The organism is Streptomyces katrae (assembly GCF_002028425.1).
GTDB classification, from domain to species: Bacteria; Actinomycetota; Actinomycetes; order Streptomycetales; family Streptomycetaceae; genus Streptomyces; species Streptomyces katrae_A.
This window is the reverse complement of sequence record NZ_CP020042.1, coordinates 234,922-255,752: the sequence shown is the minus strand read 5'-3', so window position 1 is coordinate 255,752 and position 20,831 is coordinate 234,922. Positions and strand designations below refer to the sequence as shown.

Sequence of the window (20,831 nt, the reverse complement as noted above, 5' to 3'; positions counted from 1 at the left end):
CGCGCCCAACGTGACTGATGGGAGCCGGTTCCGGCGGTGTGTCAGCTTCGCTCCGATGCGCTCGTAACGGCGCTATGCACGATCTTGCACGCCTTTCAAGCCGTGGCCCGGAACCCCCGCGTCCCGCCCGCGCCCGGGCTTGCCATCCCTCTGCGGGGCTTCTCAGAATGACCACTCCTCCGGCGCCTTCGCGGTCCCGGCGCCGGGAGCTTCGCGATCACCGAGTGAGGGCACGCATGAGGAAGCACCGCAAGAAGACGCACTACAGGAAAATAGCCGTCGCCGTCGGCGCGCTGGCCATCGTGGGGGTCCCCACCGCCGCCATGGCCTGCCTGGACCCCCAGGAAACCGGTCCCGCACGTACTGCCGCCACCGCGTGGCAGGACCCCTCCCTCGCCGGGCCGCAGGCGCGGCCGCAGCTGGAGACCCCGGCCGAGATACCGGTCGAGATCCCCGAGGCCGCGCCGCCGGCACCCGCGGAGCCCGTCGCCGAGCCGTCGGCCGAACACGAGCAGGCCGCCGACGCCCCGCCGCCCGCGGCGCCCCGGCCGCCGGCACCCCCGGCCGAGCCGTCGGCCGCGCCCTCGGCCCCGCAGGCCTCCGGGGCGCAGACCGACGCCCAGGCCCAGGTCCTCGCGCTGGTCAACCAGGAGCGCGCCGCCGCCGGGTGCCCCGCCCTCACCGTGAACCCGATGCTCACGAAGGCCGCCCAGGACCACAGTGCGGACATGGCCGCCCACGCCACCATGTCCCACACCGGCTCCGACGGATCCGACCCGGGCCTGCGCATCACCCGTGCCGGATACCAGTGGCAGACGTACGGCGAGAACGTCGCCTACGGCTACAGCACCCCCGAACAGGTCATGGAGGGCTGGATGAACAGCCCGGGCCACCGGCGCAACATCCTCGACTGCTCGTACCGGGAGATCGGCATCGGCCTGGCCCAGCCGGGCCAGTACTGGACGCAGGACTTCGGCGCGACGCGCTGACCCGGCGGGGCGGGGCGGCGCGGGGGCGGCGGGCCCGGGACGGAATCCCGGAGCCCCCACGCCGCCCCCGCCCGAGGCCGTCCTACACCCCGTAGTGCTTCTTGATCAGCTCGTACGAGCGGACGCGGTCCTGGAAGCCGTAGACGGGCGTCGTCAGCATCAGCTCGTCCGCTCCCGTCTCCGCGGCCAGTTCCCGGAGCCGGCGGACGACGGCCTCGGGCGTCCCGGCCGCCTGCTGTGCGCGGAAGCCCGCCAGGGCCGCCCGCTCCGCTTCCGTGAACGGGTGCGCGGCCGCCTCCTCGGGCGTCGGGAAGGGGATCTCGCTGATCCCCTTGAGGAGCCCGGCCTTGACGACGTCCATCGGCCCGATGAGCCGCTGGGCCTCCTCTTCCGTCTCCGCGCACACCGCCTCCACGCACAGCAGCACCCGCGGCTGCCCGCACCAGCGCGACGGGGTGAACGCCGCCCGGTACGTCTCCAGGACCGCACGCGTGTTCTCGGGCCGGATGTGGTGCGCGACGGCGACCGGAAGGCCGAGTTCGGCGGCGAGGCCGGCCCCGGCGGTGCTGGAGGCCAGCAGCCAGGGCTGCGGCAGCGGGCCGAGCGCGACCTCGTCGACGAGGAAGGACAGGATCGCGGCGACGTCGTCGCGGTATTCCGCGTCCGTCGTCGGCCCGGCTCCGCGGCGCAGCGCCCGCGCGGTGGCCTCGTCGAAGGTCCCGGGGCCGCGGCCGACGCCCAGGTCGATGCGGTCCGGGTGCAGGGCGGCCAGCGTTCCGAACTGCTCCGCCAGGGTGATGGGCGCGTGGTTGGGCGCCAGCACTCCGCCGGAACCGAGGCGGATGGCCGAGGTGGAGGCCGCGGCGTGCGCGCTGAGCACGACCGGGGGGAAGGCGCCGATCGCGGGGGAGTGGTGGTGCTCGGCGTACCAGAGCCGGTGGTATCCCAGCCGCTCCAGCTCCTGAGCGAAGGCCGCGGTGTCCCGCAGGGTGTCCAGGGCGCGGGTGCCGGTCTGGACCATCGCGACTTCGAGTGCGGAAAGAGGTATCTCGACCATCCCGTCAGCATAGGGATCACGCGGCGGGCGACGACCCCGGTGATCCTTTTCGCGCCACGCGGGGGCCCGGCGTGCCGCGCAACGAACGGACCGCCGCAAGGAGTCACGCCGCGCGTGCCCGCGCACATTGACGCGATCGCGACGGACCCAGCCGGGCCACAGGGCCGCCACGCCCCGGAGGTGGCGCTGCGCGCTGCCGTACGTTCCCTCGCCCCGGCTGACCGCTGCGGCCGCCGCCGTACCGGGCTCCCGCCATCGCACCCTCGAAGTCGCGGAACTCCGGCGGAGGGGCCCTCGTCCGGAGTCGAAGCCACGTCGCCGGCGGTAGCCGGGCCGTCATCGCACCCTCCGCACGCCGCCGGGCCCGGCCCGCACGGCGTGCCGCTGTCCCGGCGGCTGCAACGGCTGTTCGACGCCCGCATCGCGGCCCTCGCCGCGCGGGTGCGGGCCGGGCTCCTGAGGGGCGCGCTCGACGGCGCCGGAACCCCGGGCCGCGCGGACGCCGTCCCCGGCAGGCGCTACGTGATGCGCGGCGGTGGCCGCCGGACTGCTGGACGTCGGATCGGTCGGGACCGGCGCCCCGCGCCTCCCACGAGGACGCGCCGCCGCACCGCGCGCGGGCGACCGGATCGCGGCCGGTGACGGTGGGGTGGCCCCGGGCCCGAAGGGGAACGCGGTGGCCTCACATGAGGACCGGCGGCTCGGAGCGGCTGCAACCGTACTTGCCTGTCATGTCGTACTCGTGGCTGACCAGGACGACCGAGCGGCACACGGCGCAGATGGTCGGCGTCGAGGGGTTCACCCGCAGGACGTACGTGTTCTCCAGCGCCAGGACGGCGTCGACGGCCTCCCTGCCGTGCTCGGCGATGCCCTGCTCGATGAACTCGAAGGCGCCGTACTGGGCCCCGCACGCGCAGTCGATGCGGTTGGAGTACGCGGGCCCGATGTCCTTGACACCCAGCTTCGAGGTGATCCTCTTCCGCTCCTCGCGCGATACGGGTTCCATGCCCCGGTCCTTGATGCGCCGGGGGCTCCAGTACCACGAGGTGAACGCGTCGGCCTGTTTCCGGGACAGGTAGAAGGTCACCGATCTGCCGGCCTTCAGGGCATCCTGCACGGCCGCCACGACCGCGCTGTCGTCCGCCGACATGACGACCTTGCCCTCGCCGACCATGGCATCGATCTCGGCGAACGAGGTGCTTTTCATGGGACGTCCTTCCGGAGGGCTCTCGGGTACTCCGGCCCGCGCGCTCCTCGCACTGCCCGGGCCCAGGCCGTTCGATGCTCACCCGCTGCCGCGCCGCCTGCCAGCCGGGGCGGCCGTCCGGGGGCATCGGCCGGCGCCACACCCGCCGCCCCCTCAAGGCACGACGAGACGACCGAGCCGGGGGCGGATTCGTCGGCGCCGGCCCAGAACTCGCACCCGTTGCTGCGGAACTCCTCCCGGGTGATGCGGCCCGTCCCCGTCGAAATCGATCCGGCCGAAGGCGGTGTCGGTATCCGTGCTCCGGCCGCCGCTGAACGCCTCGATCATCGGCTTGTACTCGGCCCGGCCGACCCCGCCATCGCCGTTGGCGCGCAGGATTCCTCCTCCCAGACGAACCTCCGTACCCAAGCAGGAGTCGTGTGTTCGCCGCCACCAGCGTCTGCACCACTCCCGGACAGGCCGCGTTGCACGGGCTTGGACCCGGACCGCTCCCCGCGGCGCGGCGGGGTGCTGATGCGGCGGCCGTAGGCGGCGGCGCGCCCACGCAGGCTGTGGCTGTCGGCCTCCAGCCGTGAGGGGCCGGCGTTCCCCCCGACGGACGTAACCGCTCCTGCTCTGGAACGTGTCCGGTCGATCATGTGATGGCGACGGCCACCGCCACACGACGGTGCACCCTCTTTCGGTACGACGCGGAAAGCGCAAAAATCGGGTGCGGATCGCCGGCCCCGGACTGTTTCCTCACCTCATGCACACGACGAGACTGGTGCGTCTCCACCCTTGGGCGGACAACGACCTCTGGCTGCTCCGGCGGCGCAATACCGCGGAGATGACGACCCACCTGGGCGGCCCCGAACCGGACGCTGCCCTCCTCGCCCGCCACCGCCGCTGGACGGCCATGAGCGCGAACGCTGCGCACGAGGGCCGGGTGTTCCGAGTGGAGTCCCCGCAGGGAGACACCGTGGGGACGGTCTCCTTCGCGCCGAAGGAGCACGAGGGGGAGCCGATCTTTGAAGCGGGCTGGGGGGTTCTCCCCGAGTACCAGCGCCAGGGATGGGCGACGGCCTCCGTCAGAGGCCTCCTTGCCCACCTGGCGGCCCTCCCCTCGGCACACCGTCGCGCAGCGGTTCACGCCTTCCCCCGTGTGTCGAACGAGGCCTCGAACGCGGTCTGCCGTGCGGTGGGTTTCACCCTCCTGGCCGAGACGGTGCACGAATACCCCCCGGGCCAGCACCACTCCAGCAACAACTGGCGCTTCACCCTCCCCTAGGACTTGTCCGGCCGATCATGTGACTACTTCGCGGCCAGGTCGTTGATGTGGTCATGGGGCGGGGTGATCTGACGGATGCCGCAGGGGAACGGCTGCGGCCGTTCCTGCCAGTCAGCAACCGGCGTTGTGGGCGGTGGCGGGATCACCGGCAGGTGATCGACGGGATTCTGCACCGGGTGCGGACCGGTGTGCAGTGCATCAGCATGCGGCCGGCGCCCGCACCGGCCCTCCGCCGGCCCCCGTGTCAAAGGGGGCCGAACTGACGGAACACCAGGACGAAAACGCCGTGGCAGAGCCTGGTCGCCCGCCTGGTGGAGGTGGTGCTGGAGGTGAGGGCCTGGGCCGCTCGCGCGGAGGGTTCACCAGCAAGCTCCACCTGAGCGCGGACGGCCACTGCCGCCCGCTGTCCCTGATCGTCACCGCGGGCCAGCGGGCTGACTGTACCCAGTTCAAGTCCGTCCTGGAGAAGATCCGCGTGCCGCGGCCGGGGCCGGGTAGGCCCCGGCAGAAGCCGGCCAGTCTCGCGGCCGACCAGGCCTACAGCAAGCGCGGCTATATCTGTCTCGGCACCGCAACAGCGGCAGCCCTCACCATCTGGCTACGAACTGGATCGGCCAGACAAGTGCTCACGCGGCCCGACGCGCGGGGCCCCCGCTCTACCAGCTCGGAACGCCGTTCCAGAGCTGGTTGGCGCCCTTGTGGCAGCTCCACTGGCTCGCGCCGGCGCCCCACGCTGTGCTCCAGCCGCCGATCTCCAGGCACTTGCCGCTGTGGATGTTGACGAGGGCCATGGCTCCGGTCCCGTCGTCGGGGTAGTCGATCGCGTACCACAGCTGGTTGTCGCCACCAGTGCAGTCCCACTGCCGGGCAGGTGCTCCGTCGTCCGTGCGCCAGTCGGCGATCTCCAGGCACTTGCCCGAGTTGTTGTTGATCAGCCTCCAGCGGAAGGAGGGGAATTCCTGCTTGAAGTACCAGCTCTGGTGCGCGCTGCCGGTGCATCCCCACTGGGTGGCGCGAGCGCCGTTGGCCGTCGACTCCCCGCTGATCTCCAGGCACAGACCGCTGTTGCCGTTGGTGACCCTCGGGACGTCCGTCGCCGAAGCCGGCGTGGCCGCCATGCCGATGGCGAAGGTGAATGCCATGGCAAGTCCGCCGAGGAGTTGGCGTCGTATCGCTTTCATCATGTCCCGTCTCGTACGTCGTGTGGAGGAGTCCGGCGCAGGCCGATGGTGCCTCCAGGGGAGCACGCCCCCGTTGCATCTGGTTTCTGCGGTATTCACGGCGGGTTCGTGATCACCAGGGGACGACGCCGTCGTCCTCGAAGAACGAACCGGTCGGGCCGCCGTCGGGGAGGGTGGCGAGCCGGATCGGGGTGGCTGCTCCCTGTGCGGGGGTGCGCGGTCCGTGGAAGCCTGTGAAGTCGGTCGCGACCAGGCCCGGGCAGGCGGCGTTGATGAGGATGTTGGTGCCGGCGAACTGTCGGGCGTACTGCAGGGTGAGGGCGTTGAGGAAAGATTTCGACGGTGCGTAGGCCGCCATGACGGGGCCGATCTCGGTGTCCGGGTCCGCCTGTCGGGTCAGGGAGCCGACGCTGCTGGAGACGTTGACGATGCGTGGGGAGGCGGAGCGCCGCAGCAGTGGCAGCATCGCGTTGGTGACCCGGACGACGCCCATGACGTTGGTGTCCACAACGGTGCGGAGCACTTCCAGGTCGAGCGTGGTCGGCTCCTGCAGCCATCCCGGGCCCATTTCGCCCGGGATGCCGGCGTTGTTGACCAGTGCGTCCAGGCGTCCGGCCAGTCGTTCGATCAGTTCTGCGGCGGCGGTGACGCTGCGGTCGTCGGTCACGTCCAGTGGTACCCCGAACGCGTCCACGCCGGCGGCGCGCAGTTTGCCGACGGCGTTTTCGCGTCGGGTCGCGTCGCGGGCTCCCACACCGACGCGGTAGCCGAGGCTGCCCAGTCCGGCCGCGATCTCGTAGCCGATGCCCTTGTTCGCGCCGGTCACCAGCGCGGTGGTCGTTTCGCTCATGCCGATGATGTTGGTCCGTGGGCGGGTGGTGCGGCCAACACCGGTACGGTGCCCTGTCATACCCGCCGGGTATCACCGCGTATGCTGCGGCCGTGGACACCCTGGAGACCCGCGAGTTGAGGTACTTCGTGGCTGTGGCCGAGGAGTTGCACTTCGGGCGCGCCGCCGAGCGTCTCGCCATGGCCCAGCCGCCGCTGTCGCGGGCGATCCAGCAGCTCGAACGGCGCCTGGGGGTCTGTCTGCTGGAGCGCAACCGCCGTGGTGTCCGCCTGACCGGTGCCGGGGAGGTGCTGTTGCAGGAGGGCCGGGCGGCCCTCGACGCGGCCGCTGCCGCCGTCCGCCGCACCCGGCGCGCCGGGGGTGCCGACAGTCCCGGCGGCTCCCGCGGTCGGCTGGTCCTCGCGGTGAAGGCCGCCGCGTCCCACGAACTGCTGCGGAAGCTTCTCGACGCCTACGCTGCCGAGCCCGACAGTGCCGAGATCGAGGTACTGCCGTGCGGCATACGCGAGCAGGAAGAGCTGCTGCGCGACGGACGCGCCGATGTCGCGCTCATGCAAACGCCGTGGAACTCCCTCACCGGGCTCGACAGCGAGGCACTGGCGGCCGAGGGGCAGGTCGCCGTCCTGCCTGCCGGGCACCCCCTCGCCGCCCGCGAGACCTTGTCCCTGGCCGATGTCAGGGACGTCCCCGGTCTGCCGCTCGCCCGCTGGCCCACCCGCGGCACCTACGCACCCGGCCCTGGCCCCGAGATCCACAACCAGACACAACTGGCCCAGCTGATCGCCCTCGGACGCACCGTGGCGGTCGTCCCCGACTCCGCCCGCTCCTGGCTGTGGGCCGAGCACGCGGCCGTCCCCCTGGCCGACGCACCTCCCGTCGTGACCCACATCGCCTGGCCCGCGCACAGCCGCTCCCTCACCCTGGCCGGGCTAGTCCGCACGGCCGCACGGCTATGGCCAGGCCAGAACGCGAAACAGTGAGAATCCCACCACACGGATGAGATCCGGCGAGAATTCGTCAGCTTCGGTGCGACAGGACACCACCCGCGGTCCCACGTACGCCCCGGCCGGCACCTGCGCCCGCTGCGCGACCCGGATGCGCCCGAGTTGGACGAGGACGACGAGGCCCGTTCGACGGTGTTCCGCTTCTTGTACCGCTCTTCGTCGAAGCCTGGTGGGCGTCCGCGGTGTGCCGGATGCCCCGGCGCCGCAGGTAATCGCGGCAGGGCCCGTTGCTGTAGGCCTTGTCCGCGGCGAGGCTGTCGGGCTTCTTGCGGGGACGGCCCAGTCCGGTGCGGGGAACGCGGATTTTCTCCAGCACGGGCTTGAACTGGGTGCAGTCCGCCTGCTGCCCTGGCGTGACGATCAGGGACAGCGAGCGACAGCGGCCGTCCGCGCTCAGGTGGAGCTTGCTGGTGAACCCTCCGCGCGAGCGGCCCAGGCCCTCACCTCCAGCACCACCTCCACCAGGCGGGCGGCGAGGCTCTGCCAGGGCGTCTCGTCCTGGTGTTCTGTCACCTCGGCCCCTTTGAGGCCGGTGCCGGCGGGGGTTCGGTGCGGGCACCGGCAGCATGTTGGTGAGCACGGACGATGGTGGAGTCGACCGAGATGTCCCAGTCGATCTCACCCGCCGCGTCCGCCGCGGCCTGGACCTGCTGAAGAAGACGCTCCCACGTTCCGTCTGCGGACCACAGCCGGTGGCGTTCGTAGACGGTCTTCCATGGGCCGAACCGTTCGGGCAGGTCACGCCACTGAACGCCGGTCCGTACGCGGTGCAGAATCCCGTCGATCACCTGGCGATGATCCCGCCACCGGCCACAACGCCTGTTGCTGACCGGCAGGTACGGCCGCAGCCGTTCCCACTCGGCATCTGTCAGATCACCCCGCCCCATGTCCACATGCGGAGTAGTCACATGATCGGCCGGACAAGTCCTAACACCCCGAAGCGACCTCAGTCGCCGGCCGTGCGCCGCCTGAGCCTGGGCGAAGGCGGCCGGCCTGGCTGTCGGTCCTCTCCGGGCTTGTGCGCCGGTGGCCCGCCGCCGCAGGTACTCGCGGCAGAGGCCGTCCGCGCCCCGGCAAGCGCTGGTGCCGCGTCAGACAGCGTTTGCCCCGTGACGGTACGGTCGGCTGGTGGATGTGAGGAGACAGCCGCCGATCTGTGAGGAAGCCGACCGTATTCAGGCCGAGTTGGCCGGTGTGGTTGCCGTAGGCCCAGACCAGGGCCGGGCGATGGTGAGCGGCAGTCACCTGTTCCAGCAGGATGTGGGCAGCGGCGCGATCGCCCACATCAGCAGCGGTGACCATCACGCCCAGCAGCAGGCCGAGGGTGTCGACCACGACGTGCCGCTTGCGTCCGTTGACCAGCTTGCCGCCGTCAAAGCCACGGGTGCCGGCGCCGGCCACGGCATCCGCCTTCCCGGACCAGGCCGCGATCCCGCCAGTGCCGGAAGAACGCACAGACCCGGTCCGGTCCCACGGCGGGAAGTCGGCCGGCATCGCCCGCCACTTGATGCCGTTGTCCACGAGATAGCCGGCCGCGTCCCGGCACCGGCACCAGCGGCCGCACCACCACCCACTCCGCGTCCGTCATGTCGCTCGGATACCGACGCTCTCGCAGGCGATCGTCGGCGGCGTTTCCGAAGCGGTGAGCCAGACAGTCACACTCCCGAGCACCCGCGATTACGGTAAAAGCTACTTACGCGTCGGGGAGCTCCGGCAGGGCGAGCCAGTCCGACCAGGAGATCTCTCGGCCGAGGAAGCGCGGCTGCTCGAACGGCCAGTCGGTGGCGATCCACTGCGGCACCAGCTCGTCGAGGTCCTGCTCGACCTTGCTGCCCACCAGCTCGTCCACCACCCACCAGGAGATCTCGCCGTCCGCGCCGGCCCGCTCCGGTGGGTCGATGTAGACGCAGCCGAGCAGAGCTGTCTCCGCCGCATCGAACAGCGCGTAGTTGAAAGACTGGTGTGCGGCGATCTCCTTCTCGTGCCGCAACAGGTCGGCCTGGTCGGCCTCGTAGGTCATGGTGGCCGCGGGCCAGCCCCAGGCTGGCCCGTAGATGGTCCACAGCCGCTCGCGCGAGCCCATCACAGCCGGATAGTCGAGCGGGGTGTCCGCCTCCCGGATCGGCCGCAGGTGATGACCACCGCCCGGCAGCGGTACCAGGACGGGATGGACGAAGTTGTCGGGGAGCCAGCTCATAGCGCGCGACGGTAGCAGCGCGCGGCCGTCCGCTCCTCTGGATTTTCCCCGGATACCGCCAGGCGCTGTTCTCATGCCGGGCGGTGCCCGCGATGACCCGACCAAGACTCCCGTCCGATCGACAGAATCCATGATCGGTACGGCAACGGTTTCTGACGCGGCACTAGTTGATGATTTCGGCGCGGTCATCCAGCCGGATTGCGGCCAGACGGTCTTGCCACATGCGGAGAGCTTCGGGTGTCTGTCGCGTCCAGTCGGTGACCTCGCCGACGACCCGGAGCGGATCCCGGCTGCGATAGGAGCGGGTGGGATTGCCGGGGAGCTTCCTGTCGGTGACGTTGGGATCGTTCTCGAACTCCCCGGTCGGTTCGACCAGATACACTCGCGGGGTCCCGTCGCCGGAGGCGAGTTCGGCGGCGAGTCCCGCGCCGTCACGCAACGCGGTGAAGTAGATGTGGTTCATCACGATTTCGGGCCGGTAGTTGGAACGGAATCCCGCTGTGAGGTGGTCTCCGACCTTCAGCTCGGCCTTTGTGCCGTGAAAGAACGGCCCCTTGTCCAACACCTCGTCCATCGTGGCAGGTTATCAAACACAGCTGCCGTGTCGGCGAGCTGTGCATGACGGCTCGGGCGCCGTGACCCCACCAGCTGCTGACCATGGTGCCGCCCCTCCCGGCGGCACCTCACCCAGCCCGTCTGGCAGCTGGACGAGGCCTCGACAACCGCCTCGACCGGCCTCAAGTGCTGGTGGCCCGCGAGCCACGTCGGTAGACCCGCGGCAGGGTGGCGACCTGCGCCGGCACCGCTCAGTCGGGCGGTTCCGGTACGGGCGGGGGCCCGGGTTCCCGGCCGGGTTCCGGCGGGTCCTCCGGTGTCGGCGGGGGCTGTCGGGGGTCGCGGGGTACCGGCTGCGGCCCGCGCGGTTCGGGCGCGGGGTCGGCCGTCGCGCGCTCGCGGCGCGGGGCGGAATCGGGGGCCTGTGTCACGGCAACGCTCCTTCTCGGCTCCTCGGCGGGATTCATCTATGGCGCGTACGGCGCGGCCCGTGCAGGTGCAGCGCACGCCACCGGCCGTCGACGAACGCCTGCCCGGCCCGCCGCGGCATACACCTGAACGGCCGCCCGGCCGGGCTCGTCCCGGCGACGGCCCGCGAGGGACCCGGGAGAGCACCCTGGAGTGCGCCCCCGGGAGAGCGGGATCGGGGGAGGGACCCGAGGAGCAAGTGGCGCGAGCAAGGGATGACCGGAAGGCCGCCGCCCCCGCCGCTCGCCGGGCCCACGTTTGAACGGCGGCCCAGCGAGCACCGGCGAAGGGACGGCGCGCACGCGGGCGACCGCCGCAGTCCGGGTGAGGGAGCAAGCCATGGCCGTACGGCAGGACAGCGCCGCGGACACCCCCCGCCCGCATACGGGCCCGAAGGGCTCCACGGACCCCCGAGCCGGCGCCCCCGGCCCCGTGCCCTCGGCCGGCGGCCGGGACGGCGAGACGCGGCTGACCGTGTGGGTGGCCCTCGCGGCGAACCTCGCCATCTGCGGGGCCAAGGCCGTGGGCGGGGTCGTCGCCGGTTCGCCGGCCCTGCTCTCGGAGGCGGCCCATTCCGTGGCCGACAGCCTCAACGAGGTGTTCCTGCTGGCCTCGGTCCGCCGCAGCAGGCGCCCGGCCGACGCCCGGCATCCCTTTGGCTACGGCAAGGAGCGGTTCTTCTGGTCGCTGCTCGCCGCCGTCGGGATCTTCGTCACGGGAGGCTGCTTCTCGGTGTTCCAGGGAGTGGAGGCGTTCCGCTCCGGCGGCGGGGAATCGCACGAGGGCTACGTGATCGGCCTGATCGTCCTGTCCGTCGCACTCCTCGCCGAGGGCGGCTCACTGCTGCGCGCCTTCCTCCAGGTGCGGCGCACCGCGCGGGCCGCCGGGCACGGGACGGCCGAGGAGGTGCGGCAGGCGCGTGATCCGGCGCTGCGGACCGTCCTCGCGGAGGACGCAACGGCCTGCGTGGGCGTGCTCCTCGCCATGGCCGGGATGGCGCTCCACATGGCGACCGGACAGGTGGCGTACGAGGCGTGCGCCTCCGTCCTCATCGGCATCCTGCTCGTCTACGTGGCGTACGTGCTCGGCAGGGGCGCCCGCGACCACCTGATCGGCGAGGCCGCCGACCCCCAGCTGCAGGCCCGGGTCCGGGACATGCTCGAGGCGCAGCCCGAGATCGACTCCGTGACGGCCCTGCTGACCATGCGCCTGGGGCCGGACGCGGTACTACTCGCCGCCGGGATCGACCTGACGGCCGGGTACGACAGCGAGACCGTCGAGGACGCGATGGTCCGCGTCCGCACCGAGCTGAAGCGGTGCTGGCCCGAGCTGGACCAGGTCTTCCTGGACGTCACCGACGCGGCGGCGGCCCACCGCTCAGCGGCCCACCGCCCCGCGCCCCGGCCCCGCCGCCCTGCTCCCGGGCGGTAAAGAGTTCTCCAAGTGGGCCCCCCGAGCGTGATACGCGGCCGTTCCGTGTGTGCGCTGTCCTGCAGGAACGCACAGCAGAACGAGCGAAGAAGACCTGCCTGCGATCCCCTTGGCGGGTGTCACCACCATCCCCATAACGGGACATCGCCTACCAATCTTCTTGCGTGACGGAAGTCATTCCGCGCAGATCGTCATTGCCCGGCACAAGAAAATTTGCACATAGTTGCCACTGCGATTGCCCCTGTCGGCCCTTCCGGCCTCTGCTCCGGCGGCGCGGCCGCGGCCCCGGCCGCCCGGGGGCGGGGCAAACCGATCCGACGGACCGTCGAAGGGTGGAAGGGACGTGCGTGCGCCGATGAAGACCGCGCCCCAGCGGCTGCGGGCCGGCCTGGCCGCCGGAGCGGCCGCGGTCGTCCTGTTGTGGGCGGCCCAGGTGCAGCCGTCCGCCCGCCCCGACGACCTCATCGCCGCGGGCGCGCACCTCACCGGACTCCTCGCCGGCTACGGCATCCTGGTCATGCTCTTCCTGATGGCACGCGTCCCGGCGGTCGAGCACGGCGTCGGCGCCGACCGCCTCGCCCGCTGGCACGCCTTCGGCGGCCGCTGGGTGGTGCTGCTCTGCGCCGCCCACGGCCTCCTCGCCCTCGTCGTGTACGCCCTGCGCAGCGGGACCGACCTGCTCACCGCCAACAGCGACCTGCTCGGGTACCCGGCCGTCGCCGCCGCCTGCGCCGGAGCGGCCCTGCTGGCCTGTGTGGGCCTGGTCTCCGCGAGGGCCGTGCGCCGCCGGATCCCGCACGAGACCTGGCGCGGCATCCACCTGCTCACCTATCTCGCCGCCGCCCTCGGCTCCCTCCACCAGCTGGCCGGACCCGACATCGCCGTCACCTCCCTGACCACCTGGTTCTGGGCCCTGCTGCACACCGTCGTCGGCGTCCTGCTCGTCTGGTACCGCGGCGTCGTCCCGGTCCGCCAGGCCCTGCGGCACGGGCTGCGCGTCGCCACCGTCGAACGCGAGGGCCCCGGCGTGGTCTCCGTGACCATCCAGGGCGGCCGGCTCGGCGAGCTCCAGGCCGAACCGGGCCAGTTCTTCCGCTGGCGCTTCCTCCGGCGCGGCCTGTGGCACACCGCCCTGCCGTTCTCGCTGTCCGCGCCCGTCCGCGACGACCGCCTGCGCATCACGGTCAAGGCGCTCGGCGCGCATTCCCGGCGGGTGCGGAGGCTGCGCCCCGGTACCCGGGTGCTGGCGACCGGCCCGTTCGGCGCGCTCACCCGCAGGCGGCGCACCCGTCCCAAGGTCCTGCTGATCGCCGGCGGCATCGGGATCACCCCGATGCGCGCCCTGTTCGAGGCGCTGCCCGCCGGTCCCGGTGACCTCACGCTGCTCTACCGGGCGGGTGACGCCGGCCAGCTGGTCCTGCGGGACGAGCTGGAAGCCATCGCCGCGGAGCGTCAGGCCGCCCTGCACTACCTGGTGGGCCGCTCCGACGGCGCCTACGACCCGCTCGCCCCCCAGGCACTGCGCTCGCTCGTGCCCGACCTGTCCGACCACGACGTGTACCTCTGCGGGCCGCCCGCAATGGCCGATGCCACGACCGCCGCGCTGATCCGTGCCGGAGTCCCTTCCGGGCGGATCCACTCCGAGTGCTTCACCTACTGAGGACCCTGACCTTGGCGATGAACCCGTCGACCCACCCCCGGCACCGCAAGCCCTCGCGCTCGCGTCGGCTCGCCGTCGGCCTCGCCCTGGTCAGCGTGCTGACCGCGACCGGCATCACCATGACGGTCGACCCCGCCGCGCCGCCCCCGGGCGGACGCCCGCACCTCCCGGCCACCCGCTGACCGGCAGGCGCGACCGCACGGCCACCGCCGGCGGGCAGGCGTTCTCGTCCGACGAGGACGAGACCTCGATGACGGTTCGACCCTGTGCCTGTGCCGATCGGCCCGCAGCTCTGCGTCACCGCTTCGGCGGACGCCCAGGCACTCTCTGGAGGATCGCCTCGCGAAGCCGCACCCGATCCGAGTCCCTTCTGAAGCGGAACCCCCTCTGTGCCTCGACTGCTCCAGCCAGCCTCCTGGCCTGCTCCGTGTCGAGTTCGTCGATCATTTGCAGCGCGAGGCGCATGGCGTGGTATTGCTCGAACGGGGTGCGCGGGTGCGTGATGGCGCCAAGAGCCGCTTCGAAGTTCCGCAGTTCAGGTCTGGCCTGCATCATTGCCAAGGCCGTGATGCGCTGCTCGTCTGTGCCCTCCCGCAGCCAGCGCAAGACCTCGGCCGACTCGAAGGACTGTTCCTGTGCCAAGCGGCGCGCACGGGCCATCACCTCTTCCAAGGCCCGGGTGCGCGAGGCGCCGGCAGGCATGGAGCCGCGTGCTGAGCTGTAGTCCTCGGCGATGGGCCCCGCAGCGTCCAACAGGGCCCTCGCTTCTGCACGCAGTTCACGAGCGGTGGCGATGTCTCCGCGGCGCTCGGACTCTTCCGCCAGCGCGAACCTCTCCGCTGCGGCAGCCCGAAGCCTCAGCGTGGCCCCTCCGAACTCAAGGCTCTCGACGCGGCTGCCGAGCAGAGCGACGAGAAGCAGGACGCCCCCGAACACGATGAGCGCTGCCGCGCCGGTCCCGTTCTGAGTTGCGAATACTGCGAGTGCGCCCAAACCGAATGACCCCGCACCCATGAGAGCCGTAAGCGTACGCAAGGTGGGCGTGAACCAGAGGGTCCCGGCCCGCGCCTTCATCGGACTGCCAAGCGATTGCCCTGTTCCGTTTCGTCCCGACACCGTCGGATCCATACGCCGGTCCCGCCGAATCCGCTCAAAGATCCATTCACGCGACCTGTACACACCGGTCTCCTGACACGACCGTGATCAACGAGCCCAGAGTGAGCGGCCAAACAGCCCTGAGCCGCCATTACTCCAACGGTGGCATGCCGCTGACCATCACACCCGGTGGCTCCCAACCCCGGGTGCAGGTGGCGTACCAGCGCCTGCACCGGTTCCCGGTGGAGCGGCCTTGGCGACGGCCGTTCCGCCGTGCGGGTGGATAACGCCCCGCCTAACCTGGGAAGGACGCGAGGTCCGGGTCGGGCAGGGAGGTCGCCGTGAGCCGTGCAGACAAGCGACAGCGCCTGTGCCGGAAGGCCTGCGTGGGGCTCGCCGCGGCGGGCCTCCTCGCCCTCCCGGCGGCCAGTGCCCTCGCCCATGCCCCGCAGCCAGCCCCCCAGGCGACCCTCTCGGCGGAGCCCTCGCCCTCGGGCGGCTTCCCCGCCCTCGACGACGCGACGGTCGCCAAGCTGGACAGGGCCGTCCAGGACGTGCTGAAGAAGACCGGTGTCCCGGGCGTCATCGTCGGGATATCCGCACCCGGCAAGGGCGAGTACACACGGGCCTTCGGCGTCGCCGACAAGGCCACGCGACAGCCGATGGCGGCCGACTTCTACTCGCGCATCGGCAGCGAGACCAAGACGTTCACGGTGACCGCGCTGCTCCAGCTCGCCCAGCAGGGAAAGGTCGGCCTGGACGACCCCATCGGGAAGTACGTCGACGGCGTCCCCAACGGCGACAAGGTGACCCTCCGGGAACTCGCGGGCATGCGCAGCGGACTGCTCAGCTACACCGCGACGCAATCCTTCTACAAGGCCCTCACCACCGACCCGACGCGCAGGTACACCCCCCAGGAACTGCTGGACTACGCCTTCAAGGCGCCCAAGCCGGTGATCTTCGCGCCGAACGCGCAGTTCAACTACTCCAACACCAACCTGATCCTGCTCGGGCTGGTGGTCGAGAAGGAATCCGGGCAGCCGCTCTCCGCCTACATCCGCGACCACATCCTGCGTCCCGCGGGGATGAGCCGCACCAGCTTCCCCGACGACGCCTCGTTCCCCACCCCGCACGCCCACGGCTACACCCAGCAGACGGCGACGGGGAAGACGGAGGACGCCACCGACTGGAACCCGTCCTGGGGCTGGGCCGCCGGCGCGATGATCTCCGACCTGCCCGACCTGCGGATCTGGGCCAAGACCCTGGCCACCGGCGTCTTCCCCGACGGCACCCGGATGGTCAGCCCCGAGATGCAGAAGCAGCGTCTCGACACCCCGCCCACCAGCATCCCCGGTGCGGGCTACGGCCTGGGCATCTTCGACGTGCAGGGCTGGATCGGCCACAACGGTTCGCTGCCGGGCTACCAGTCCCTCACCATGTACCTGCCCGGACAGCAGGCGACCATGGTCGTCCTCCTCAACACCGACATCCCGTACGGACCGCATCAAGAGGAACCGAGCACGGTCTTCGGCCAGGCGCTCACCCGCGTCCTCACCCCCGACCACGTCTACAACCTCCCGGCGGCGGCCCAGAAGGACATGACACCCCCGCCGACACCCTGACCGGCCCGTGCCGGACCGGTCAGCCGGCGACGATCCGGGCCGCGTAGCGCGCCAGGCGGGCGCGGAGGTCCTCGCGCGGGACGCCGTCCTGGCCGGCGAGGCGTGATCCCGCCCGTCGGCGATCCCGACCCCGCGGCCGTGGTCCTCCCGTTCCTGCGCCGGGCCCGCGCCCGGGGCGTACGGCGCGCGGTGCTCCTGAGCGCCTCCTCCATCCCGGAGGGCGGTCCGGCGACGGGCCGGGTGCACGCGGCCCTGCCGGGCATTTTCGACGAGTGGGCGGTCCTGCGGCCGTCCTGGTTCATGCAGAACTTCACCGGCGACCACCTGCACGCCCACGGCATCCGCACCGACGGCGCCTTCGAGACCGCCGCGGGCAGCGGCCGGATCGGCTTCGTCGACGCCGACGACATCGCCGCCGTCGCGGTCCGCGCCCTCACCGACGCCCGGTCCCCGGACACGGACCTCGTCCTCACGGGACCCCAGGCGCTGAGCCACGACGACGTCGCCGCCGTCATCGCGGAAGTCACCGGCCGGTCCGTCATCCACCGGCCCCGGCCGTACGAGGAGGTGCGCGACCGGCTCGCCCGCCTGATGCCGTCCGCGTTCGCCACGATGCTGGCCGACATGGACCGGGCCGTCTCCGAGGGGGCCGAGGACCGCGTGACCGACACCGTCGAGCGCCTCACCGGCCGCCCCGCCCGAGCCTTCCGCGAGGTCGTCGCAAGGGAATCGGGAGGCTGCTGAGCCTTCCGGACTCACGGCCGCTCAGCCGAGGACGGCGAGGTTCTCGCGGACCTTCTGCGCGAGCGCGGGCGGCAGCGTGCCGTAGCCGTTCTCGGCGGCGGCGCGCTGCTCCCGTTCGGACACGGCGGAGACGAGGAAGGGACGGTACCGCGCCAGGGCCTCGCCGTTGTTGCCCCGGTCGCACACCACGGCGTAGGCGAGCTGCACGATCGGGTAGGCGCCCGCGGCCCTGGTCGCGTAGTCCAGCTCCACGGTGAGGTCCGCCCCGGTGCCGGTGACCCGGCCGCTCTCCACGGCCTTGGCGGCCGAGTCCGGGCCGACGGCGACCGCTTCGGGCGCGCCGGTCGCGATCTTGACGGTGGTCAGGCCCGTGGCCTCGCCGCCGGGGCGGGTGAACGAGACGCCCCCGGCGGTCTGCTTGACCGTCCGGGCCACGGCGCTGCCGGACACGCCCGGACCGTTGCCGACGGCGGCCAGGGAGGACTGGGGGATGCTGCCCCAGCCGGTGGGCACGGCGGTCGAGAGGTACTGGGTGAAGGTCAGGGTCGTAGTGGACTCGTCGGTCGGGGTCACCACCTGGATCGCCGTGTCGGGCAGGGGCCGTCCCGGATTGGCCGCGGCGATCTCGGCGTGGTTCCAGCGGGTGATCTGGCCCCGGAAGATCCGGGCGAGGGTGGGCGCGTCCAGGGTGAGCGAGTCCACCCCCGGCAGGTTGACGACGACGGCCACGGGCAGCACGCCGAGCGGCAGCTGGACCGGCTTCCCGCGGGGACAGCGGGCGGCTGCGGACTCGGTCTGGGCCGGCGTCAGGAGCCGGTCGACCACGGCGAAGTCGGCCGAGCCGTCCGCGAACTGCTGGATCCCGGCGCCGGTCCCGGTGGGCGCGTAGTCGGCCCGGGCCCCGGGCCGTGCGGTCTTCCAGCGTGCGCCGACCCCTCTCCCGCGGACGGCCGGTCAGGCCCCGGCCGCGCCGGTTCCCGCGATCACTTCGGGCCGCAGCAGGGCGGCGAGCCTTTCGGGCGGGAGCAGCCCCTTCTCCAGGACGAGCTCGGCCACGCCCCGGCCGGTGGCGAGGGCTTCCTTGGCGATGCCGGTGGCGGCGGTGTAACCGATGTGCGGGTTCAGGGCGGTCACCAGGCCGATGGAGTTCTCGACCGTGGCGCGCAGGGTCTCGGTGTTGGCGGTGATGCCGGCCACGCAGCGCTCGGCGAGGGTGAGGCAGGCGGCGCGCAGGTGGGTGACGGACTTCGACAGCGAGTGCAGGATGATCGGCTCGAAGGCGTTGAGCTGGAGCTGTCCGGCCTCGGCGGCCATGGTGATGGTGACGTCGTTGCCGATCACCTCGAAGGCCACCTGGTTGACGACCTCGGGGACCACCGGGTTGACCTTGCCGGGCATGATGCTCGAACCCGCCTGTACCGGCGGCAGGTTGATCTCGCCGAGTCCGGCGCGCGGCCCGGAGGACAGCAGGCGCAGGTCGTTGCAGGTCTTGGAGAGCTTGACGGCGATGCGCTTGAGTACGCCGGACATCTGGACGAACGCACCGCAGTCCTGGGTGGCTTCGACCAGGTCGGGCGCGGTGACCAGGGGCAGACCGGTGATGTCGGCGAGATGGCGGCGGGCCGACTCGGCGTATCCGGCCGGGGCGTTGAGGCCCGTGCCGATGGCGGTGGCGCCGAGGTTGATCTCGTGGATCAGCCCGACGGCCTCCGCGAGCCGGCTGCGGTCCTCGTCGAGCATCACGGCGAAGGCGGAGAACTCCTGCCCGAGCGTCATCGGCACGGCGTCCTGCAGCTGGGTGCGGCCCATCTTCAGCACGTCGTGGAACTCGGCGGCCTTGCGGGCGAAGGCGTCCTGCAGGACGGCCATGGCCTCGAGCAGGCCGCGCACCGCCGAGACGGTCGCGATCCGCACGGCGGTCGGGTAGACGTCGTTGGTGGACTGGCCGAGGTTGACGTCCTCGTTGGGGTGCAGGTGCCGGTAGTCGCCCCTGGCGTGTCCCAGCAGCTCCAGCGCCCGGTTGGCGATGACCTCGTTGGCGTTCATGTTGGTGGAGGTGCCGGCGCCGCCCTGGATGACGTCGACGACGAACTGGTCGTGGAGCTTGCCGCCGCGGATCTCCTGACAGGCGGCGACGATGGCGGCCGCCTTGGCGGGCTCCAGCAGGCGCAGTTCCTCGTTGGCGAGGGCTGCGGCCTCCTTGACGGCGGCGAGGGCGACGATCAGGTGCGGGTAGGCGGAGATGGGCGTGCCCGTGATGGGGAAGTTCTCGGTGGCGCGCAGGGTGTGGACGCCCCAGTAGGCGTCGGCGGGGACCTCGCGGTCTCCGAGCAGGTCGTGTTCGCTGCGGGTGGAGGCGGTCATGGGTGTGCGGCCCTCTTCCTGAGGTGGGGGCAGGGATGGTGAACGGGGATTGGGGTCAGGTGGTGGCGCGGGCGCCGGGCGGGGCGAGCGCCGCCACCGGCCGGATGCCGCCGACCGGCCGGCCGCCGCCGGTCGTGGGCTCGCCCCGGAACCCGACGAGCAGCCGCGGGTCGACTCCGGCGCGGGCGAGGGCGGCGGCGGTCACGGGGACGCGCGCCCGGTCCGCCCCGTCGGCGATCTTCACGGCGACGGCCCGGCCGTCGGGCAGTGCGGCGACCTGGACGCCCTCGAAGCCGTCCTTGGCAAGCAGTCCGGGCACCGCGCGCATCAGTTCGGCCGTGTCCCGCCCCGTGCCGGAGGCCATCGCCGGGTGGGCGCGCAGCGCGTCCGCCACGCGGCGCTCGGCGGTGCCCGGCGCGGCCGTGGCGATGCGGGCGGCGGCGCGGGCCAGGCCGTGCAAGGACACCGCGAACAGCGGGGATCCGCAGCCGTCGACGGTGACGTTCGCGATGTGCTGTCCGGTGAGTTCCCCGACGGCTTCGGCGATCGCCCGCTGGAGCGGATGGGCCGGGTCGAGGTAGGTCTCCAGGGGCCAGCCGGACAGCCAGCACAGGTACAGCATGGCCGCGTGCTTGCCGGAGCAGTTCTGGGCGAGCCGGGAAGGCCCGCGGCCCTGGCGCACCCAGGTGTCCCGGACCGCCGGGGCGTACGGCAGGTCGGGGACGTTGCGCAGGTCGTCCTCGGTGAGGCCGGCCAGTTCGAGGATCAGCCGGGTACCGGCGAGGTGGTGCTCCTCGCCGGAGTGGCTGCCCATCGCGAGGGAGAGCAGGGCTCCGTCGAGCGGCAGACCGGCCCGGACCATGGCGACGGCCTGGACCGGTTTGAGGGCCGAGCGTGGGTAGCAGGCGGTGTCGATGTCCCCGATGCCCAATCGGACGTCGCCGTCGCGGCCGAGGACGACGACGGAGCCGTAGTGGACTCCCTCGACCACGCCGCCCCGGGTGACGTGGGCGACGGGTGCGTGCCGGGGCTCGCGGATCGGGGGCGCGTCGGCGAGGAGGGTGCTGCGCATCATTGCCTCGTTCGGTGGTGGGCTGCTGTGGACCGGTGCGGCCGGCGGCCGGCCCGGCCAGGAGGGAC

Annotated in this window: 17 protein-coding genes and 5 pseudogenes; 9 read left to right on the top strand and 13 right to left on the bottom strand. The window is 72.1% G+C overall.

All coding sequences use genetic code 11. The annotated features are described in order from the left end of the window. Positions 1-236 precede the first annotated feature (236 nt). Positions 237-989, top strand: a complete 753-nt coding sequence (locus tag B4U46_RS01385; RefSeq protein WP_079423302.1) for a CAP domain-containing protein — start codon at positions 237-239, stop codon at positions 987-989. 82 nt (positions 990-1,071) lie between these two features. On the opposite strand, the gene B4U46_RS01380 is transcribed toward B4U46_RS01385, so the two are convergent. The 3 genes and pseudogenes from B4U46_RS01380 to B4U46_RS40230 all read right to left on the bottom strand — a co-directional run. Next, complete coding sequence (locus B4U46_RS01380; protein WP_079423300.1) at positions 1,072-2,046, bottom strand: LLM class flavin-dependent oxidoreductase; 975 nt, start codon at positions 2,044-2,046, stop codon at positions 1,072-1,074. A 682-nt stretch (positions 2,047-2,728) separates the two neighbouring features. Beyond that, on the bottom strand, positions 2,729-3,253 hold the full coding sequence (locus B4U46_RS01375) for a hypothetical protein (RefSeq protein ID WP_079423298.1): 525 nt from the start codon (positions 3,251-3,253) through the stop codon (positions 2,729-2,731). A gap of 479 nt (positions 3,254-3,732) precedes the next feature. After that, a pseudogene (locus B4U46_RS40230) lies at positions 3,733-3,819 on the bottom strand (SAM-dependent methyltransferase); the annotation flags it as partial. Between the two features lie 179 nt (positions 3,820-3,998). Between B4U46_RS40230 and B4U46_RS01370 the strand changes: the two are divergent. Continuing rightward, positions 3,999-4,520 (top strand): GNAT family N-acetyltransferase, encoded by a 522-nt coding sequence (locus B4U46_RS01370; RefSeq protein WP_079431483.1) that lies wholly within the window; start codon positions 3,999-4,001, stop codon positions 4,518-4,520. Between the two features lie 196 nt (positions 4,521-4,716). Continuing rightward, positions 4,717-4,965: pseudogene (locus B4U46_RS40540) on the top strand (hypothetical protein); the annotation flags it as partial. A gap of 211 nt (positions 4,966-5,176) precedes the next feature. Here B4U46_RS40540 and B4U46_RS38735 read toward each other — a convergent pair. Both B4U46_RS38735 and B4U46_RS01355 read right to left on the bottom strand, forming a co-directional pair. Then, a complete protein-coding gene (locus B4U46_RS38735; protein ID WP_159036862.1) occupies positions 5,177-5,662 on the bottom strand; it encodes an RICIN domain-containing protein in 486 nt (161 codons plus the stop codon). 151 nt (positions 5,663-5,813) lie between these two features. Further along, positions 5,814-6,551 carry an SDR family oxidoreductase gene (locus B4U46_RS01355; RefSeq protein ID WP_079423293.1) on the bottom strand — a complete coding sequence of 246 codons (738 nt, stop codon included), beginning with the start codon at positions 6,549-6,551 and terminating at the stop codon, positions 5,814-5,816. 92 nt (positions 6,552-6,643) lie between these two features. On the opposite strand from B4U46_RS01355, the gene B4U46_RS01350 reads away from it, so the two are divergent. Continuing rightward, positions 6,644-7,531: a LysR family transcriptional regulator gene (locus B4U46_RS01350; protein WP_079423290.1), complete on the top strand. Its 888-nt coding sequence runs from the start codon at positions 6,644-6,646 to the stop codon at positions 7,529-7,531. A 92-nt stretch (positions 7,532-7,623) separates the two neighbouring features. On the opposite strand, the pseudogene B4U46_RS38730 reads toward B4U46_RS01350, so the two are convergent. From B4U46_RS38730 to arr, 4 genes and pseudogenes are all read right to left on the bottom strand, one after another. Then, positions 7,624-8,442, bottom strand: a pseudogene (locus B4U46_RS38730) (IS5 family transposase); the annotation flags it as partial. Positions 8,443-8,482: 40 nt separating this feature from the next. After that, positions 8,483-9,076 (bottom strand): transposase, encoded by a 594-nt coding sequence (locus tag B4U46_RS40535; protein WP_398908965.1) that lies wholly within the window; start codon positions 9,074-9,076, stop codon positions 8,483-8,485. Positions 9,077-9,248: 172 nt separating this feature from the next. Continuing rightward, a complete protein-coding gene (locus B4U46_RS01330; protein WP_079423286.1) occupies positions 9,249-9,752 on the bottom strand; it encodes a GNAT family N-acetyltransferase in 504 nt (167 codons plus the stop codon). Between the two features lie 163 nt (positions 9,753-9,915). Further along, the gene (gene arr / locus B4U46_RS01325; RefSeq protein WP_079423284.1) at positions 9,916-10,326 is read right to left on the bottom strand and encodes an NAD(+)--rifampin ADP-ribosyltransferase; all 411 of its coding nucleotides are present in this window, start codon (positions 10,324-10,326) and stop codon (positions 9,916-9,918) included. A 788-nt stretch (positions 10,327-11,114) separates the two neighbouring features. Here arr and B4U46_RS01320 point away from each other — a divergent pair. The 3 genes from B4U46_RS01320 (at position 11,115) to B4U46_RS37200 (ending at position 14,048) form a co-directional block, all read left to right on the top strand. Then, positions 11,115-12,206, top strand: coding sequence for a cation diffusion facilitator family transporter (locus B4U46_RS01320; protein WP_079423282.1), 1,092 nt, complete (start codon positions 11,115-11,117; stop codon positions 12,204-12,206). Positions 12,207-12,549: 343 nt separating this feature from the next. Further along, positions 12,550-13,866 (top strand): ferric reductase-like transmembrane domain-containing protein, encoded by a 1,317-nt coding sequence (locus tag B4U46_RS01315; protein ID WP_237292499.1) that lies wholly within the window; start codon positions 12,550-12,552, stop codon positions 13,864-13,866. 17 nt (positions 13,867-13,883) lie between these two features. After that, positions 13,884-14,048, top strand: coding sequence for a hypothetical protein (locus B4U46_RS37200; protein WP_159402052.1), 165 nt, complete (start codon positions 13,884-13,886; stop codon positions 14,046-14,048). Positions 14,049-14,163: 115 nt separating this feature from the next. Here B4U46_RS37200 and B4U46_RS01310 read toward each other — a convergent pair whose 3' ends face one another. Next, on the bottom strand, positions 14,164-14,994 hold the full coding sequence (locus tag B4U46_RS01310) for a hypothetical protein (RefSeq protein ID WP_123995956.1): 831 nt from the start codon (positions 14,992-14,994) through the stop codon (positions 14,164-14,166). A 308-nt stretch (positions 14,995-15,302) separates the two neighbouring features. On the opposite strand from B4U46_RS01310, the gene B4U46_RS01305 reads away from it, so the two are divergent. After that, positions 15,303-16,583, top strand: a complete 1,281-nt coding sequence (locus B4U46_RS01305) for a serine hydrolase domain-containing protein (RefSeq protein ID WP_079423276.1) — start codon at positions 15,303-15,305, stop codon at positions 16,581-16,583. Between the two features lie 102 nt (positions 16,584-16,685). After that, positions 16,686-17,327 (top strand): annotated as a pseudogene (locus B4U46_RS01300) (ergot alkaloid biosynthesis protein); the annotation flags it as partial. Between the two features lie 21 nt (positions 17,328-17,348). Here the strand turns inward: B4U46_RS01300 and B4U46_RS01295 are convergent. From B4U46_RS01295 to B4U46_RS01285, 3 genes and pseudogenes are all read right to left on the bottom strand, one after another. After that, positions 17,349-18,227 (bottom strand): annotated as a pseudogene (locus B4U46_RS01295) (substrate-binding domain-containing protein); the annotation flags it as partial. 54 nt (positions 18,228-18,281) lie between these two features. Beyond that, positions 18,282-19,691, bottom strand: a complete 1,410-nt coding sequence (aspA, locus tag B4U46_RS01290; protein WP_079423271.1) for an aspartate ammonia-lyase — start codon at positions 19,689-19,691, stop codon at positions 18,282-18,284. A gap of 55 nt (positions 19,692-19,746) precedes the next feature. Further along, the gene (locus B4U46_RS01285) at positions 19,747-20,763 is read right to left on the bottom strand and encodes an asparaginase (RefSeq protein WP_079431482.1); all 1,017 of its coding nucleotides are present in this window, start codon (positions 20,761-20,763) and stop codon (positions 19,747-19,749) included. Positions 20,764-20,831: the final 68 nt, after the last annotated feature.